Annotated in this window: 15 protein-coding genes; 10 read left to right on the forward strand and 5 right to left on the reverse strand. The window is 67.7% G+C overall.

Features of this window, described 5'->3' with window-relative positions:
- The 3 genes from F8178_RS15900 to F8178_RS15910 all read right to left on the reverse strand — a co-directional run.
- A partial coding sequence (locus tag F8178_RS15900) for a hypothetical protein (protein WP_317495601.1) occupies positions 1–181 on the reverse strand: 181 nt, incomplete at its 3' end.
- A 510-nt stretch (positions 182–691) separates the two neighbouring features.
- Positions 692–1492 carry a choice-of-anchor P family protein gene (locus F8178_RS15905; protein ID WP_317495602.1) on the reverse strand — a complete coding sequence of 267 codons (801 nt, stop codon included), beginning with the start codon at positions 1490–1492 and terminating at the stop codon, positions 692–694.
- 21 nt (positions 1493–1513) lie between these two features.
- Complete coding sequence (locus F8178_RS15910; protein WP_317495603.1) at positions 1514–2383, reverse strand: L,D-transpeptidase; 870 nt, start codon at positions 2381–2383, stop codon at positions 1514–1516.
- A gap of 450 nt (positions 2384–2833) precedes the next feature.
- Between F8178_RS15910 and F8178_RS15915 the strand changes: the two genes are divergently transcribed.
- Genes F8178_RS15915 through F8178_RS15925 form a run of 3 tightly spaced genes read left to right on the forward strand, consistent with a single transcriptional unit; the run spans position 2834 to position 5188 of the window.
- Positions 2834–3892, forward strand: a complete 1059-nt coding sequence (locus F8178_RS15915; RefSeq protein WP_317495604.1) for a hypothetical protein — start codon at positions 2834–2836, stop codon at positions 3890–3892.
- Complete coding sequence (locus F8178_RS15920) at positions 3885–4481, forward strand: TetR family transcriptional regulator (protein WP_317495605.1); 597 nt, start codon at positions 3885–3887, stop codon at positions 4479–4481. The genes F8178_RS15915 and F8178_RS15920 overlap by 8 nt, the downstream gene beginning before the upstream one ends.
- Positions 4469–5188, forward strand: a complete 720-nt coding sequence (locus F8178_RS15925) for a hypothetical protein (protein WP_317495606.1) — start codon at positions 4469–4471, stop codon at positions 5186–5188. The genes F8178_RS15920 and F8178_RS15925 overlap by 13 nt, the downstream gene beginning before the upstream one ends.
- A 245-nt stretch (positions 5189–5433) precedes the next feature.
- Here F8178_RS15925 and acnA read toward each other — a convergent pair whose 3' ends face one another.
- Positions 5434–8244 carry an aconitate hydratase AcnA gene (acnA, locus tag F8178_RS15930; protein ID WP_317495607.1) on the reverse strand — a complete coding sequence of 937 codons (2811 nt, stop codon included), beginning with the start codon at positions 8242–8244 and terminating at the stop codon, positions 5434–5436.
- A 539-nt stretch (positions 8245–8783) separates the two neighbouring features.
- On the opposite strand from acnA, the gene F8178_RS15935 reads away from it, so the two are divergent.
- The 5 genes from F8178_RS15935 (at position 8784) to F8178_RS15955 (ending at position 13991) form a co-directional block, all read left to right on the forward strand.
- Positions 8784–10124, forward strand: coding sequence for an NlpC/P60 family protein (locus F8178_RS15935; protein ID WP_317495608.1), 1341 nt, complete (start codon positions 8784–8786; stop codon positions 10122–10124).
- Between the two features lie 377 nt (positions 10125–10501).
- Positions 10502–11497: a MoxR family ATPase gene (locus tag F8178_RS15940; RefSeq protein ID WP_317495733.1), complete on the forward strand. Its 996-nt coding sequence runs from the start codon at positions 10502–10504 to the stop codon at positions 11495–11497.
- Positions 11498–11500: 3 nt separating this feature from the next.
- Positions 11501–12451: a DUF58 domain-containing protein gene (locus F8178_RS15945; protein ID WP_317495609.1), complete on the forward strand. Its 951-nt coding sequence runs from the start codon at positions 11501–11503 to the stop codon at positions 12449–12451.
- Positions 12448–13431: a VWA domain-containing protein gene (locus tag F8178_RS15950; RefSeq protein WP_317495610.1), complete on the forward strand. Its 984-nt coding sequence runs from the start codon at positions 12448–12450 to the stop codon at positions 13429–13431. Before F8178_RS15945 ends, F8178_RS15950 begins: the two co-directional genes overlap by 4 nt.
- A 53-nt stretch (positions 13432–13484) precedes the next feature.
- Positions 13485–13991, forward strand: a complete 507-nt coding sequence (locus F8178_RS15955; RefSeq protein WP_317495611.1) for a hypothetical protein — start codon at positions 13485–13487, stop codon at positions 13989–13991.
- A gap of 35 nt (positions 13992–14026) precedes the next feature.
- On the opposite strand, the gene F8178_RS15960 is transcribed toward F8178_RS15955, so the two are convergent.
- Positions 14027–14494, reverse strand: coding sequence for a tRNA (cytidine(34)-2'-O)-methyltransferase (locus F8178_RS15960; protein WP_317495612.1), 468 nt, complete (start codon positions 14492–14494; stop codon positions 14027–14029).
- 262 nt (positions 14495–14756) lie between these two features.
- Here F8178_RS15960 and fabG point away from each other — a divergent pair, with 262 nt between their 5' ends.
- Complete coding sequence (gene fabG, locus F8178_RS15965) at positions 14757–15461, forward strand: 3-oxoacyl-ACP reductase FabG (protein WP_317495613.1); 705 nt, start codon at positions 14757–14759, stop codon at positions 15459–15461.
- Between the two features lie 83 nt (positions 15462–15544).
- Positions 15545–16312 carry an enoyl-ACP reductase FabI gene (gene fabI, locus F8178_RS15970; protein WP_317495614.1) on the forward strand — a complete coding sequence of 256 codons (768 nt, stop codon included), beginning with the start codon at positions 15545–15547 and terminating at the stop codon, positions 16310–16312.
- Positions 16313–16327: the final 15 nt, after the last annotated feature.

Below are 16327 nucleotides of genomic sequence, written 5' to 3' on the forward strand. Positions count from 1 at the left end.
CCTCAACCGGCTCCGGCGCATCCGCCGCCTGCGGCTGCCCCGGCTCCTCCGAACCCGACAACCACATCATCCCGGCCAGCACCAGCCCCACCACCAGCACGCCAGCGACCACCGACGACAGCAGCAGTGGCCACCGCCTCACCAGCCGAGACGACGAACCCGAAACATTCTCATCCGTCACAGTCGACACCTAAGAAGAGCTCCGCAGGCCGGAATTTCCGGCACCTGCTATCCGGATATGGTCTGTTGTATCCCCGAGCTGGCGATCAACTTAACACTCCCGCAGGAAGCACCGAGTGGGGTGGTCCGTTCACGATCCGTGAAAACACCCACGGTGGCGGTTTGCCGACATCACCCGTTTCATCAGCGAAAACCGGTGGGGTGAAGCGGGATCCGGGACGCTACGTGACCACGGCGGGCGGTATCCGAGGTGCTGAATGGCAAGTTATTCGCGTTCACTCGACAGTGTGTTCATGATTTCGATCGAGTAAATTCACTCCATAAGGTGACTACTGGGCCGTAGCTCTCCCGAATTCGGAGGGCGTACGGCACTTAGGTGTTCCTGTACTGCCCACAGTGCACCTCGATGCGCAGCGAATACCGTGATCGAAGACGCGATGCGGTCCGGGCATGCAAAGGCCCGGCCAGCATGTGCTGGCCGGGCCCGTGCCCGCCACGGGAGGGCGAACTGTCAGCCGGTGACCGGAAGATCCGCCTCGGTCGGAGTCGGCTTCGGTGCCTGCGGTACCTCGGGCTCTGCCGCTGCCTCGCCACACGTGGCCGAGGCCAGCACGATCTCCAGCTCGCCGCCGCCGACCTCGACAGCCAACGCCTGCGTGGTGAACCCGCGCTCATCGGTGAACTGCTTGTTGAACGTGATGTGCGCCAGCGGGTCCAGCGGGATCTGCGTGTTGGCCTCCGGCCCCGGGACATCGATCGGCTGGCCGAGCAGGCGCAGGTTGGCGACGTCGAAGGTGCCGGTGTCGCCCTCGCAGGCCACGGTGATCAGGTCCGCGGACAGCACGGCGGGCGCATCGAAGCCGTTGCCGTCACACACCTGCCCTGGGTCGAGCAGATCTGTCAGGGGAGCGAGTTCTTCGGGAAGTTCCTCCGTACTCGGGACGCCCTCGCACAGTGCGCCCTGTAGCTGCTCGAAGCCCTCCTGCAGCTCCGGGGGTAGCCCGTTGTCGATGGGCAGGATCTCCACGTTGGCCAGCTCGACCGATGCCTCGCTGTCCCCGGCGGTCACCGTGGCCGCCTTCAGGCCGAGCAGCGGGTTGTCCGGCAGTTCCACCAGCGAGTCGGACTGGGTCGTGCCGTCGGTCGACTGCACGTGCGGCTGGGGTGGATCGATGATCCCGCTGATGTAGGCACCGTAGGCCTCCGAGGGGCCGGGGGTGGCGTGACCGATCGAGGTCCCGATCAGCAGCGCGGTCGCCGCGGTGAGAGAGCCGACCATGGCTCCGAGTCCCGCGAGTGCTCGTCGTCTCATACGGTGTGTGCCTTTCTCTGGTTATGACTGGTCCACCAGGACAAGCGTCCCGAGTGGCACTTCAGTGAGGTGGTCGAGCGCCTCCTGTGGCACGCGAACGCAGCCATCGCTGGTCGCGGTGCCGAGCACGTCCGTGGTCGGCCAGGTGTGGATGGCGACCGTGCCGGGCCCGCCGCCGTAGTCGTTGAGCGTGTCGCTGTGCGCTCCGAGCGGCAGGATGACGGGGGAGAACTGCTGGTTCTCGTCGGTGAACGAGCCGAGCAGGAAGGTACGACCGGTCGGTGTCGGGGTTTCCGGCCTACCGATACCGATCGTCCACGTGCCGATCTCCTCGCCGTTGGACAGCAGACGCAGTGTCTTGGACCCCAGGTGGACGTGGATCTCGTAGGGCGTGTGTGCTCGCTCGAGGTCCGCATCCGGCAGCCATCCGGTGGAACCGTTGGGTCGGGAGGGCAGCAACACGCGGACCCAGCCCTCGCGCTCCTCGACGATGGGCAGCCAGGTGTCGTTGATCTGGGTCGGCTCCATGCGGGCGATCTCTGCGCCGCCCGGCTCGGCGTGCACGGTGGTCGACGTGCGCGGATGCACGATCAACCCGTCGGTGGAGCCGTGCGGCGCGGGATCAGCGGGCGCGTCGGCGACGGTGGTGTAGGTACTGGATTCCGTCAGCTCGTCCGGCTCGGAGGCCTGCTGTTCGACCTCATGCCCCCGCAGCTCGCCAGCCGGTGCCGCCCCCGAGCCGGCGACCTCGGAGGGCTCGATCAGCCACATCATCCCGCCCAGCACCAACAGCACGGCCAGCACACCTGCCGCGGCGGACAGCACCGTCGTCGGCCACGTTGCCGTGCTCGTGTCGGCTCGTGCGTGCCGAGGGGCGCGATGTGCTGTCACAGGGTGCCTCGTCGTGTTAACGGTCAGGATGAGCAGGAGCCATCACGCAATGGCTCAGTTGCCTGCTATATCTGCGCTATACGGGTGAACGTTACACACGCGTCAGAGGCACGGGCTCCGGAGTTTCGTGCACGGGTCGTTATCAGGGGGTAACACCGCCGCGACCGTGCAACGCGTCGAGATCCAGACGTAGCCCGGCAGGGCGTCCGAGACACGATGTGGAAGCCCGGTAGTCATGGCGCAGCAAACGACGAAGCTCGCATGGCCTGGTCAGCGCCGTCGTTGCGCTCCAGGCCCAGGAGGCTGGCGAGCTCGCGCATGGCTCGCGGTGACGGCGCCGCGGCGGGTGGCGCCCTCGGAATCCGAACTGGATACGACCTACCTTGCGATAGTCCACCCCCTTGTGAGAGTTTGTCTCATATTAAGACAGAATATCGCTGCGGAGGGTTCATGGTGCGGGTGGTCCAGTGGGCTACTGGCGGTGTCGGTAAGGCTGCGATCGAAGCGGTGCAGGCTCATCCCGAGTTGGATCTGGCCGGTTGTTTCGTGTATTCCGAGACCAAGCGCGGTAAGGACGTCGGTGACATCCTCGGCACGCAGCACGTGGGTGTCACCGCCACCGACGACGTCGAGGACATCCTGGCGTTGGACGCGGACGTGGTGGTGTATGCCCCACTGATCCCGAATGCGGGTGAGGTGGCGCGCATCCTGCGGTCCGGCAAGAACGTGGTCACCCCGGTCGGCTGGTTCTATCCGAGCGAACGTGATGCCGAACTGGTACGGGCGTGCGTCGACGGTGGCGTCACGTTGCACGGCATCGGCATCAATCCCGGTGGGACGACCGATCTGTATCCGCTTGTGCTCTCGGCGATGTCGTCGAAGGTGACGTTCGTGCGGGCCGAGGAGTTCTCTGACATGCGCAGCTACGACGCCCCCAGGGTGTTGCGGGAGGTGATGGGCTTCGGCGGCACCTTCGAGCAGGCGCGCGATTCCCCGATGCTTGGTCTGCTGACCGGTGGGTTCACCCAGTCGGTGCGGATGTGTCTGGACACACTCGGATTCGCCGACGCCCCGATCCAGACCTCCCACGAGATCGCCGTGGCCGCTGCGGCCATCGAGTCGCCGTTGGGGATCATCGAGCCGGGCCAGGTCGCGGGACAGCGCTTCGTGTGGGACGCGATGGTCGGCGATCAGCCGGTGGTCCGTATCGCGGTCAACTGGCTGATGGGAGAGCAGAACCTGGAGCCTGCCTGGGAATTCGGGCCTGACGGGGAGCGCTACGAGATCGAGATCAAGGGAGACCCCGACACCTTCGTGACCATTCGGGGCTGGCAGCCCGCGAGCATCGCGGAAGGGCTGAAACGCAATCCCGGCATCGTGGCGACCGCGAACCACTGCGTCAATTCCATCCCGTATGTGTGCGCGGCCGCACCCGGGATCACATCGAGCTTGGACCTGCCCGTCGTCGCCGGGCGTGCACATCCGGAAGTGGGGGCCCCGCGTGGTTGAGTCGTTGCGAGACCGGCAGAAGGCACTGGTTCGTCGAGACATTCAACGGGCGGCGTTGCGGCTGTTCGCCGAGCGCGGTTTCGACGCGGTGACCACCGAGGAAATCGCGGCGGCCGCAGGTGTCGGGCACAGTACCTACTTCCGGTATGTGACCAGCAAAGAGGACCTCCTGCTTGGCACTCTTCGCCGGGCAGGCGCGGCCATCGTCGACAACCTGCAGGCACGCCCTCGCAGCGAGTCGGCCGAGGAAGCCATGTGCCAGGCGAGCCTGCAGTGGAGCCGAGCATTCATCGCCGAGGAGGAGGCACTGGACAACTGGCGCGCCGCGGTTCGCGCAGCACCGCAGCTACTCGACCGAGTCGCAGTGGTCGGCTCGTTCGAGCGCGCGCAGCTGACCAAACTCCTCGGCGACCGGATGGGCGCGCCACCCGAGGAGGACCTCCGGCCCGGCCTGCTGGTTCACACGGTGCTCGCTGCCGCCGAGTTCGCCTTCCTGCGCTGGCTCGAACACGACGACCCCGGTGGCCCCACCTTGCATCAACTCACCGAACAAGCTCTCGAAGGAGCCCGCACCCAATGCTGGAAGTAACCGACTCCACGGCGGCCCACCCGGTGCGCAGCACCGGCATTCTCCGTGTATGGATGGTGGTCGCCGCGTTCGTCCTGGCAGGCGCCGCGGTACCGATCGCCCTGCATATCGCGCGCTACGGCCTCAACGTCGGGCAGCTCATTCTGGTGGCGTTCACCTGGATCAACGTCATGATCGCCCTGTGGGAGATTTCGCTGAATCTGCGCATCTCCCTGATCGAGCGCCAGCACAAGCAGTTCGTCGCGGACTACCGCGGACGCGAGCTCGACCGGGTGATCGACTTCTTCACCGCCCGCATCCGGCTCCGTGAGATTCTGCGGCCCAGTACTTGGGCGCAGGTCTGGTCGTCGTACTCGCTGTTCGATCCCGCCTATGCCAACCGGAAGTCGTTCGGGTTCTGGGTCGACTCCGGCAACGGGTACGTGACGCTGATCCCGTCGCTGCTGTTCATCTACGGTCTCACCTTCGACATCATGCCGGCACGCATTTTGGGGATCATGGGCCTGGTCATCTTCTGGATGATGTTCTACGGCACGGTCCTCTACTACGTCGCCTACTTCGCCAACAAGGAATACGTCGGGCACACCAAACGCAACCTCGCGATCTTCATCGGCGGGACCAACAGCCTGTGGATCTTCGCGCCGGCATGGGGCATCGTCGCCAGCATCATCCTGATCACCACCGACTCCTACGGGTTCCTCCGATAAGCCCGCACCCACCGAACGCGGTATTCGCCGGGGCAGGGTGAAGACCCGGAAAAGCTCCTCGCGGCGCATCTCCAGGAACTCCCGCAGGTGCGCCGAGTCTTCGTCCGCATTCGCTGCGCCATTACTACCGGGAGCCGACAACGACGCGGCCGGCGCGGGTGTCCCGTCGCCGGTCGCGCCGTTGTCCTCGGGTGGCCTGCTGCGGCTCGTCGGCTCCCTGGCCCCTGCGGGTACGGAGGGCTGAATCAGGCCTCCACCATGTTCCGCAGCACGTACTGCAGGATGCCGCCGTTGCGGTAGTACTCGGCCTCGCCCGGAGTGTCGATCCGCACCCTGGCATCGAACGTGACCGTGGAGCCGTCCTCGCGGGTGGCGGTGACCTGCACCGTCTCGGGGGTCTGCCCGGAGTTCATCGCGGTGATCCCGCTGATGTCGAAAGTCTCCGTGCCATCGATACCCAGTGAGTCGGCCGATTCGCCGTCCGGGAACTGCAGCGGAATGACGCCCATGCCGATCAGGTTCGACCGGTGGATGCGCTCGAAGGACTCGGCGATCACGGCCCGCACGCCAAGCAGGCGGGTTCCCTTCGCGGCCCAGTCTCGGGAGGACCCCGAGCCGTACTCCTTGCCGCCGAGCACCACCAGCGGGATCCCCGCGTCGGCGTAGTTCTGCGCGGCGTCGAAGATGAATGCCTGCGGCCAGCCGGGTTGCGTGAAGTCCCTGGTGTAGCCGCCCTGCACACCGTCGAGCAACAGGTTCCGCAGCCGGATGTTGGCGAAGGTGCCCCGGATCATCACCTCGTGGTTGCCCCGGCGGGAGCCGTAGGAGTTGAAGTCCTTCCGCTCAACACCCTGCTCTGCCAAGTACCGCCCGGCTGGCGAGTCCAGCTTGATCGCGCCTGCGGGGGAGATGTGGTCGGTAGTGACCGAGTCACCCAGCTTGGCCAGCACCCGAGCGCCGGAGACGTCGGTCACCGGTTCGGGCTCGGGCCGCATGCCCTCGAAGTACGGGGGCTTGCGGACGTAGGTGGAGTCCGGGTCCCATGCGAAGGTCTTGCCGGTCGGCGCGGGCAGCGACTTCCATCGCTGGCCACCGTCGAACACGTCAGAGTAGTCGGTGACGAACATCTCCTTGGAGATCGAGGAGTCGATGGTGCGCTGGACTTCCTCAGGTGAGGGCCAGATGTCGGCGAGGTAGACCTCCTCGCCGTCCTTGCCGATACCCAGCGGCTGCCGCTCGAAGTCGAAGTCCATCGTCCCGGCGAGCGCGTAGGCGATCACCAGTGGCGGTGAGGCCAGGTAGTTCATCTTGACGTCGGGGTTGATGCGGCCCTCGAAGTTCCGGTTGCCGGACAGCACCGAGACCACCGTAAGGTCGTTTTCCGACACGGCTTCGGAGATCTCCTGCGGCAGCGGGCCGGAGTTGCCGATACAGGTGGTGCAGCCGTAGCCGACCAGGTGGAAGCCCAGCTTCTCCAGGTACGGCCACAGGCCTGCCTGCTCATAGTAGCCGGTGACCACTTGCGAGCCGGGCGCCATCGAGGTCTTCACCCACGGCTTCGACTCGAGTCCCTTGTTCACGGCGTTGCGGGCCAGCAGCGCGGCGCCGAGCATCACCGAGGGGTTCGAGGTGTTGGTACACGAGGTGATCGAGGCGATCACCACGGCGCCGTGGTCGAGCTCGAACTGGCCACGCTCGGTCGAGTTGACCGTGACGGGGTTGGTCGGCCTTCCGTTCGCGCCCGCGGCAGCCGACCGAGCGGCGACCTTGGTCTCCTCGCGGAACGACAGGGAGGGCGCGTCGCTGGCGGGGAACGACTCCTCGTCGGCCTCGTCCAGGTTGGTGTGCGGTACCTCCTGATCGTGGTTGACGTAGCCGCGCAGCTCCTGACGGAAGGACGGCTTCGCCGCCGACAGCGCCACCCGGTCCTGGGGTCGCTTCGGTCCCGCGATGGACGGGACGACGGTGGACAGGTCGAGCTCGATGTATTCCGAGTAGGCGGGCTCGGCGGTCGGGTCGTGCCACAGACCCTGCTCCTTGGCATACGCCTCGACGAGGTCGAGCTGCTCCTGCGGGCGGCCGGTCAGCGACAGGTAGCGGATCGTCTCCTCATCGATCGGGAAGATCGCCGCGGTGGAGCCGAACTCGGGGCTCATGTTGCCGATGGTGGCGCGGTTGGCCAGTGGAACGGCACCGACGCTCTCGCCGTAGAACTCCACGAACTTGCCGACCACGCCGTGCTCGCGCAGCATCTCGGTGATGGTGAGCACCACATCGGTGGCGGTCACACCCGGCTGCAACTCACCGGACAGCTTGAAGCCGACCACGCGCGGGATGAGCATGGACACCGGCTGGCCGAGCATGGCCGCCTCGGCCTCGATGCCACCGACTCCCCAGCCGAGTACACCGAGACCGTTGATCATGGTGGTGTGCGAGTCGGTTCCCACGCAGGTGTCCGGGTAGGCCTGGCCACCCCGGGCCATGATGCCGCGGGCCAGGTACTCGAGGTTGACCTGGTGCACGATGCCGGTGCCCGGCGGCACGACCTTGAACTCGTCAAAGGCGTTCTGCCCCCAACGGAGGAACTGGTAGCGCTCCTTGTTGCGCTCGTACTCGATCTCGACGTTGCGCTCGAAGGCGTCCGCCCTGCCGAACACGTCGATGATGACGGAGTGGTCGATGACGAGCTCGGCGGGGGCCAGCGGGTTGACCTTGTCCGGGTCACCGCCGAGCTCGGTGATGGCCTCGCGCATGGTGGCGAGATCGACCACGCAGGGCACGCCGGTGAAGTCCTGCATCACCACGCGTCCCGGGGTGAACTGAATCTCGGTGGCCGGCTCGGCCTTCGGGTCCCAGTTGGCCAGCGCGGAGATCTGCTCGGCGGTGATGTCGCGCCCGTCCTCGGTGCGGAGCAGGTTCTCGAGCAGGATTTTCAGGCTGTAGGGCAGCCGTGCGGAGCCGGGTACGGCGTCGAGGCGGAATACCTCGTAGGATTCGTTGCCCACGGTGAGCGTGGCGCGGGAGCCAAAGCTGTCCTTACTTGCCGGTGCAGTCACGTCTGTCTCCAACGAGGTCGACATAGTAGTTCGGGCTTGTCGTTGCGGCCTGGTGGTGCAGGCCCGGGATGTATGGCGCAGCGATACGGCGATTCGGGCGGGTGCCCGGCAGGTCGGGGCTCGTCCATCGACACGCTCGACCTCAGTCTACGACCCTAAACCGTACGCTCGTACTTTTTGTAGTTCAAGCCTACCGCGCCGGTTGTGAGCACGCCGTTGCGGGCACGGGCAGCTGCGAGTCATTCCCCGGCGTTCCGCGGGGCCACTGGCACCACCGGCGCTACTTGTTACCCATTCGGGTGAGATTCCAGTGGGGCCGGGCATGGCGAGTGGCGGCATGTCCTGCCGCCGACCAGTGAACGGAGTGTTCGCTGAGGTCACAAGGATCGAATGTGGTCATTGTGACGCATGAGCACGAGTGGTGCGGCGTGGCCCGCTGTGGCATGTTTGGCTCCTGAGGTTGACAGCTCCGCAGATGTGTCGAGTCCGCGTGCGGCGAGCGTGCCGCTAGGGCCGGGCCGGAGCGGGAGGTGGAGTCCGTGTACGTGAACAAGCGGCGCCCCGGCGGGGGCGAGAGACACCGGGGTCGGCTGCTCGGCGCCGTGGTGGCGACGCTCGTGCTGGCGCTGGTGGCGCCGGTACACGCCGGGGCGGTACCGCCCCCACCGCCCAACCCCGATAATTCCGAGCTCGAGGAGAGCAGGCAGGACGAGCGTGCCAGGGCAGGCGAAGTCGGTGAGCTCACCAACCGGCTCGCGGAAGCCTCCGATCGGCTCGCCCAGGCGCGTGCCGAGGTCGCACGGAAGAAGGAGCTGGTCAACAAGGCTCAGGTGGACCTGGCAAATGCCGAGGATGCGGCGGCCGAAGCCGAGCGTGAGGCCGATCGTGCGCGGCGCCAGGCCGACCGTGCCGCGGAGGACTTGCAGGAAGCCAGACAACGCGCGGACCGGTTCATCGCGGGCAGCTACCAACAGGGCAGCACGGTCGGTTCGGTGACAGCCTATGTCGGCTCGGAGAGTAGGGAGGACCTGCTCGCCAGGGAGCAGCTGCTCGGTGCCGTCGGCGGCAGCGAGATCGACGCGCTGGAAGGCGTGCGCGAGGCCCGCGTCGAGAAGTCGAACGCGGACGCGGCCGCTGCCGAGGCCGCCGAGGTCGCCGAGCGCAAGCGGCAGGCGGCCACCGACGCGGCGGCGGCCGCGGAGTCCGCGCTCGCCGAGGCCAACGAGGCCCGGAGCTCACAAGCCGAGCGGACCGCGGAGCTGGAGGCCGAGCGGGACGCGGTGGCCGAGCAGCTGTACCAGGCACAGCAGCGCGTGTCCGACCTCGAGCAGCAACGGCAGCGGTTCGAGGAATGGCAGGAGGAAAAGCGCCGCCAGGAAGAGCGGGAGGCACGCGAAGCGGCACTCGCGGCGGCGAACAGCACGGTCGCCGAGCCGGGACCATCCCCGTCGCCTGCGTCCTCGGTATCCATCGAGACCGTGATCGAGCGAGCCAAGTCGCAGCTCGGAGTTCCGTACGCCTGGGGCGGTGGCAACACGCAGGGGCCGACGCGCGGCGTCCGTGACGGCGGGGTCGCCGACGCGCACGGCGACTACAACAAGATCGGTTTCGACTGTTCCGGGTTGATGGTCTACGCGTTCGCGCCCTACCGCACGATCGCCAAGTTCAGCGGGTACCAGTACGACGAGGGGCGTAAGGTCCCGCTGTCCCAGAAGCGCCGTGGCGACCTGCTGTTCTGGGGAACCAGCGGCATCCACCACGTGGCTATGTACCTGGGTAACGGCCGGATGATCGAAGCACCGCAGTCGGGCGGGCATGTGCAGATCGTGCCGGTCCGCTACGGCGACATCCTGCCGCAGGTCACCCGCATCATCGAGTAACGCAACCGCGGTCGCACGAACCGCAGGCGGGGCCGTCCGGCCGCGTCGGCGTCAGCGGTGGACGGAGCCGGGTGCGTCCTTGAGAGGATGTCCACGAGCGGACATGGCTCACCGACGAGGACGTGATGGCCGAGTGACCGCGACAGCGCGGCACCTTCACAACGGTCACACCGTTCGTCGAGCAGGGTGTGGGGCACACACCGCCGGGCAACCACGCGGCCGGTGGGTGACCTTCGAAGGTACGTAGGCGAGGAGGAACTGTGACCGAACCCGGCCAGGGGAGCTACCGGGGCGATGGCGAGCTCGGCCGTGACGGCACCGACACCGGGCAGGAGACCGCCGGGCAGGGCCACTCCACGCCAGCACGGGACGCGCAGCTGCTCGAACGTACCGTTTTCGAGGTCAAACGGGTGATCGTCGGGCAGGACCGGCTCGTGGAGCGCATGCTGGTCGGCCTGCTGGCCAAGGGACACCTGCTCCTCGAAGGGGTTCCGGGAATCGCGAAGACGCTGGCCGTGGAGACGTTCGCGCGGGTGGTGGGGGGATCCTTCTCCCGTATGCAGTTCACCCCCGATCTGGTGCCCGCCGACATCCTCGGTACCCGCATCTACCGGCAGGGTCAGGAGGAGTTCGACGTGGAGCTCGGCCCGGTCATGGCCAATTTCGTACTGGCCGACGAGGTCAACCGGGCGCCTGCCAAGGTGCAGTCGGCGATGCTCGAGGTCATGGCGGAACAGCACGTGTCGATCGGCGGCACCACCTACCCGATGCCGGAGCCGTTCCTGGTGCTGGCCACCCAGAACCCGATCGAGAACGAAGGGGTTTACCCGCTGCCGGAAGCACAGCGCGACCGGTTCCTGTTCAAGATCATCGTGGATTACCCCTCCGCCGAAGAGGAGCGCGAGATCGTCTACCGCATGGGGGTGGAACCACCGCAGCCGCACCAGGTACTGAGCCCGCAGGAGCTGGTTCGGCTCCAGGGGGTCGCCGCGAACGTCTTCGTCCATCACGCCCTTGTCGACTACGTCATCCGGCTGGTGCTCGCCACGCGCACACCGAACGAGCACGGGTTGTCCGATGTGGCGGGATGGGTGTCCTACGGTGCCTCACCACGGGCCAGCCTCGGCATCATCGCCGCCGCGAGGGCGCTGGCCCTGGTGCGCGGCAGGGACTACGTACTGCCACAGGACGTGGTGGACGTGGTACCCGACGTGCTGCGGCACCGACTCGTGCTCTCTTACGACGCGCTGGCCGACGGGGTACCGATCGACCACATCGTCAACCGGGTCCTGCAAACCGTGCCGCTGCCCCAGGTGACGGCACGGCCGCAGGGTGGAACCGGCCAACCGACGGCAGCGGAGGTGTCCGGGTAGGCGATGACTCCGCGCGCGCAAGCAGCAGCTCACGGCGCACGGTGGGCACCGCCCGTGCTGCGCGGTGACCGGCTCGAGGCCGGGCTGCGCACCCTGGAACTGGAGGTGCGACGCAGGCTTGACGGCTTGCTGCAGGGCAATCACCTCGGTCTGGTTCCGGGACCGGGCTCGGAACCCGGTGAGGCACGCCCCTACCAACCTGGCGACGATGTCCGCCGCATGGACTGGGCGGTGACCGCACGCACGGCACACCCGTATATCCGGGACACGGTGGCCGATCGCGAGCTGGAGACCTGGATCGCGGCGGACCTGTCACCGAGCCTGGATTTCGGTTCCGCGGTCTGCGAGAAGCGGGACCTGGTGGTGTGCGCGGTCGCGGCGATCGCCCACCTCACCCGTGGTGGCGGGAACCGGATCGGAGCGCTGCTGTCGAACGGGGCGGAGCTCAAGCGGGTGCCGGCCAGGGGCGGACAGGCGCACGCCAGAGGGCTTGTCCGGTCGGTGGCGCAGCTGCCGTCGGCGCCGACCGGCACCAGGGGAGATCTGACGGCCCTCGTCGAGCGGCTCCGCCGCCCGCCGAGGCGGCGCGGGTTGGTGGTCGTCGCCTCGGATTTCCTGGGAAGCACCGACTGGGAGCGCCCACTGCGCGCGTTGGCCGCGCGGCACGACGTGATCGCCGTCGAGGTGGTCGACCCGCGGGATATCGAGCTTCCCGAAGTCGGAACGGTGGTGCTCGCCGATCCGGAAACCGGCAAGCAGCGCGAGGTGCACGCGTCCACGCGGTTGCGTAAGGAGTTCGCCGCAGCGGCACAGGCGCACCGCGACGAGGTCGCAGGCGCGCTGCGCCGCGCTGGTGCCGGTCACCTGGTGTTACGCACGGACTCCGACTGGATCGCCGATACGGTGCGCTTCGTGGTCGCTCGCAAGAGATTGTGGTCGGGAGGGGCGGGATGAGCCTTTCCGGATTCACAGCGCCGTGGTGGTTCCTGTTGCTGCTGGTCCTCGCGGCAATGGTCGCGGCGTACGTGCTGGTCCAACGATCACGTCGCAAGCGGACGTTACGGTTCGCCAATCTCGAGCTACTCGACCGGATCGCCCCGAAGTCGCCGGGCTGGACCCGGCATGTGCCCGCTGTGCTGTTGCTGGTGGCGCTGATGCTGCTGACGTTCGGGCTGGCCGGGCCGACTGCGGAGCAACAGGTGCCGAGGGACCGGGCCACGATCATCCTCAGCATCGACGTCTCGCTGTCGATGGAGGCCACCGACATCGAGCCGACCCGGTTGGAAGCCGCCCAGGAGGCGGCGCAGTCCTTCGTGGAGGAGATTCCCGACGGGGTCAACCTCGGCATCGTCTCCTTCGCGGGCACGGCCAGCGTGCTGGTCTCGCCGACCACGCAACGGGAGAGCGCGATCAACGCCATCGAGAATCTGTCGCTGGCGCGTTCCACCGCGACCGGCGAAGGGATCTTCGCCTCGTTGCAGGCGATCGAGAGCTTCTCCGCGGTCGTCGGCGGCGCCGACGGGCCACCACCCGCCAAGATCGTGCTGCTCGCCGACGGCAAGCAGACCGTGCCCACCCAGGATCCGAACGATCCAAGGGGCGCCTACACGGCCGCCAGGGAGGCAGCCGATGCCGGAGTGCCGATCTCGACGATCTCGTTCGGGACCGAGCACGGCACAGTGGAGATCGAGGGCCGCACCATTCCGGTCCCGGTGGACGACGTCGCCATGGAGGAGATCGCCCGCATCACCGGTGGCGACTTCCACAAGGCAGCCACGGCCGAGCAGATCGACGAGGTCTACACCGGGCTCGGCGAGCAGATCGGCTACGAGGTGCGGGAAACCGACGCCAGTAGGCCATGGATAGCGCTCGGCGCGATCGCGCTGATCGCCGCTGCCGGGTCCTCGCTGCTGATCGGCCAGCGGCTGCCCTGACTCCCGCCGCCGGCAGCGGGGAGGTGGCATGCGGTGGCGTACTGTGGGGCCTCATGCTGGGCGGACAGCGACCGGACCACCCGTCGCCCGATCAACCGGCGAGAACGGTCGACACCAGCGTCATGCTGTGGCTGATCGCGGCGGGCTGCGCGCTGGTGAGCGTGCTGCTGGCGCTGGTGTCACTGGATGCGCTCGTCGCGGTCGGGGCAGCCGAGGTGAGGGCCGCAGCCGAGCCGACAGCGGAGTCCGTCGCGCGGGTGGCGATCGTGCTCGGTCTCCTCCTGCGGGGCATGCTTGCGGCGAGCTGGCCGGTGCTGGCGCTGGTGATGCGGCATGCACGACGCGCGTGGGCGCGCTCGCTACTGACGTGCACGGGCGCGGTGTGGGCGGTGCTGACCCTGCTGGGGATCGGCAACGCGCTGGCGGCAGGCAAGCTCGCGGCGGTCATGGCGCTGCTCGACATCGTCACGGTCGGGATCGCGGCCGTTGCCACCGTGACGATGTACCGTGTCGGACCGGCCCCGGGCAAGGCTCCTGGCCAGGTGCCGGGACCACGCTGACCCCGCCGACCAGGCGTACCTGCGCGCGGCCTGGGTCACGGCGCTGCGCCCGCGAAGGCATGTTGGCGCCAGGCCTCGTACACGGTGATCGCTGCGGTGTTGGCGAGGTTGAGGGAACGAGAGCGGGGCACCATGGGCACGCGCAGCCGCTCGGTGACGTGGGGGTCGCGGGCGACGTCCTCGGGCAGCCCGGCCGACTCCGGTCCGAACAACAGCACGTCGCCTCGCTGGTAGGCCACGTCGGCGTAGTCGCGTTCGGCACCGGTGGTCAGCGCGTAGACGGTGCGCGGTCGTAATGCGTGCCATGCGGCGTCGAGGTCGGCGTGGACATGCACCGAGGCCAGGTCATGGTAGTCGAGGCCGGCGCGTTTGAGGTACCGCGCTTCCAACGAGAACCCGAGTGGCTCGATCAGGTGCAGTTCCGAGCCGGTGTTGGCCGCCAGCCGGATGGCGTTGCCGGTGTTCGGGGGGATCTCGGGCCGGTAGAAGACGAGGCGGAACACTGTCACTCCTACAAGGGCTACGCACCATCCCGCAAACAGCCCGTACCGCATCTGGCACCGGGGCCGCAGCGCACGACTCCGACTGTCGCACAGGCGCACCGGGCGGCGCGGTTCCGGTGCGTTCACAGCCGGGCGGCGGGTACGGCGTTCGGGCCACTATCGGGGCGGCCTGCCATGGCACATGCCACTCGGGCGGAACGACCGGACGGTAACTCGATAGCCTCGTGCGGGACGGTTCGTCGACGGATGAGGAGATGGGCACGTGGCACGTTCGGTACTGGTGACCGGTGGCAGCAGGGGCATCGGTCTGGCCATCGCGCGCGAGTTCGCGGCCAAGGGGGACAAAGTAGCGGTGACGCATCGCGGCTCGGCTGCGCCGGACGGCCTGCTCGGCGTGCAGGCCGACGTCACCGACGCCGAGCAGATCGACGCGGCGTTCACCGAGGTCGAACGCCAGCACGGCCCCGTCGAGGTGCTCGTGTCCAACGCGGGGATCACCGACGACACGCTGCTGATGCGGATGGACGAGCAGCAGTTCGGCAGCGTGGTCGACGCCAACCTGGCGGGTGCCTACCGCGTGGCCAGGCGCGCGAGCAGGGGCATGCTGCGTGCCAAGTGGGGGCGCATGATCTTCATCTCCTCGGTGGTCGGGATGGCAGGCGGGGCCGGTCAGGTCAACTACGCGGCGAGCAAAGCCGGCCTGATCGGGATGGCACGCTCGATCACCCGCGAACTCGGCTCCCGTAACATCACGGCCAACGTGGTCGCCCCCGGTTTCGTGATGACCGACATGACGGACGCGCTGAGCGAGGAGCAGCGCAACGCCGCGCTGGACCGCATCCCTGCCGGCCGGTACGCGGAACCGACCGAAGTGGCCAGCGCGGTGACCTTCCTCGCGTCCGAGGAGGCCGGATACATCAACGGCGCGGTGCTGCCGGTGGATGGTGGCCTCGGGATGGGGCACTGACCGCGGCGCATGGGACGCTGACCCAGACCATTTGACGATCGTCCATCCCGGACACCGAACGAGATACCGGAGGGTAGTTCACCGTGACAGGTCTCCTCGAGGGCAAGCGGCTGCTGATTACCGGCGTGATCACAAACGCGTCGATCGCGTTCCACGCGGCGAAGGTGGCTCAGGAACAGGGAGCGCAGGTCGTGCTGACCGGGTTCGGCCGGTTGTCACTGGTGGAGCGGGTGGCCAAGCGTCTCCCGCGCGAGGCGCCGGTGGTGGAGCTCGACGTGCAGAACCGGGAACACCTGGACAGCCTGGCCGATCGGGTGAGGGAACACGTCGACGGGCTCGACGGCGTGCTGCACTCCATCGGATACGCACCGGAGTCGTGCCTCGGCGCGCCGTTCGTGGAGGCGCCGTGGTCCGACGTGTCGCAGGCTGTCCAGATCTCGGCGTACTCGTTCAGCTCGCTGGCAGCGGCGACGTTACCGCTGCTCGGCCCAGGGGCGTCGCTGGTGGGCATGGACTTCGACGCGCGGGTCGCCTGGCCGGCCTACAACTGGATGGGCGTGTCGAAGGCTGCCCTGGAGTCGGTCAACCGCTACCTCGCACGTGACCTCGGTGCTCACGGTATCCGGGTGAACCTGGTATCGGCAGGCCCGATCAAGACCATGGCGGCGCGTTCCATCCCCGACTTCGCCGAGCTCGAAGGTGGCTGGCATGACCGCGCGCCGCTGGGGTGGGACACCGCGGATCCGACCCCGGTGGCCAAGACGGTGTGTGCGGTGCTGTCGGACTGGCTCCCGGCCACCACCGGCTCGATGATCATGGCGGATGGCGGCGTGCACGCGACCGGGCAGTGACACCATCCGCACCGA

Source organism: Haloechinothrix sp. LS1_15, assembly GCF_033042135.1.
Classification (GTDB): domain Bacteria; phylum Actinomycetota; class Actinomycetes; order Mycobacteriales; family Pseudonocardiaceae; genus Haloechinothrix.

Excerpts from the sequence above, each read along its gene's own strand:
- F8178_RS15945 (WP_317495609.1), top strand. The coding sequence starts at position 11,501 with ATGACTCCGCGCGCGCAAGCAGCAGCTCACGGCGCACGGTGGGCACCG.
- F8178_RS15905 (WP_317495602.1), bottom strand. The coding sequence starts at position 1,492 with ATGAGACGACGAGCACTCGCGGGACTCGGAGCCATGGTCGGCTCTCTC.
- F8178_RS15955 (WP_317495611.1), top strand. The coding sequence starts at position 13,485 with ATGCTGGGCGGACAGCGACCGGACCACCCGTCGCCCGATCAACCGGCG.
- F8178_RS15950 (WP_317495610.1), top strand. The coding sequence starts at position 12,448 with ATGAGCCTTTCCGGATTCACAGCGCCGTGGTGGTTCCTGTTGCTGCTG.
- F8178_RS15915 (WP_317495604.1), top strand. The coding sequence starts at position 2,834 with ATGGTGCGGGTGGTCCAGTGGGCTACTGGCGGTGTCGGTAAGGCTGCG.
- F8178_RS15925 (WP_317495606.1), top strand. The coding sequence starts at position 4,469 with ATGCTGGAAGTAACCGACTCCACGGCGGCCCACCCGGTGCGCAGCACC.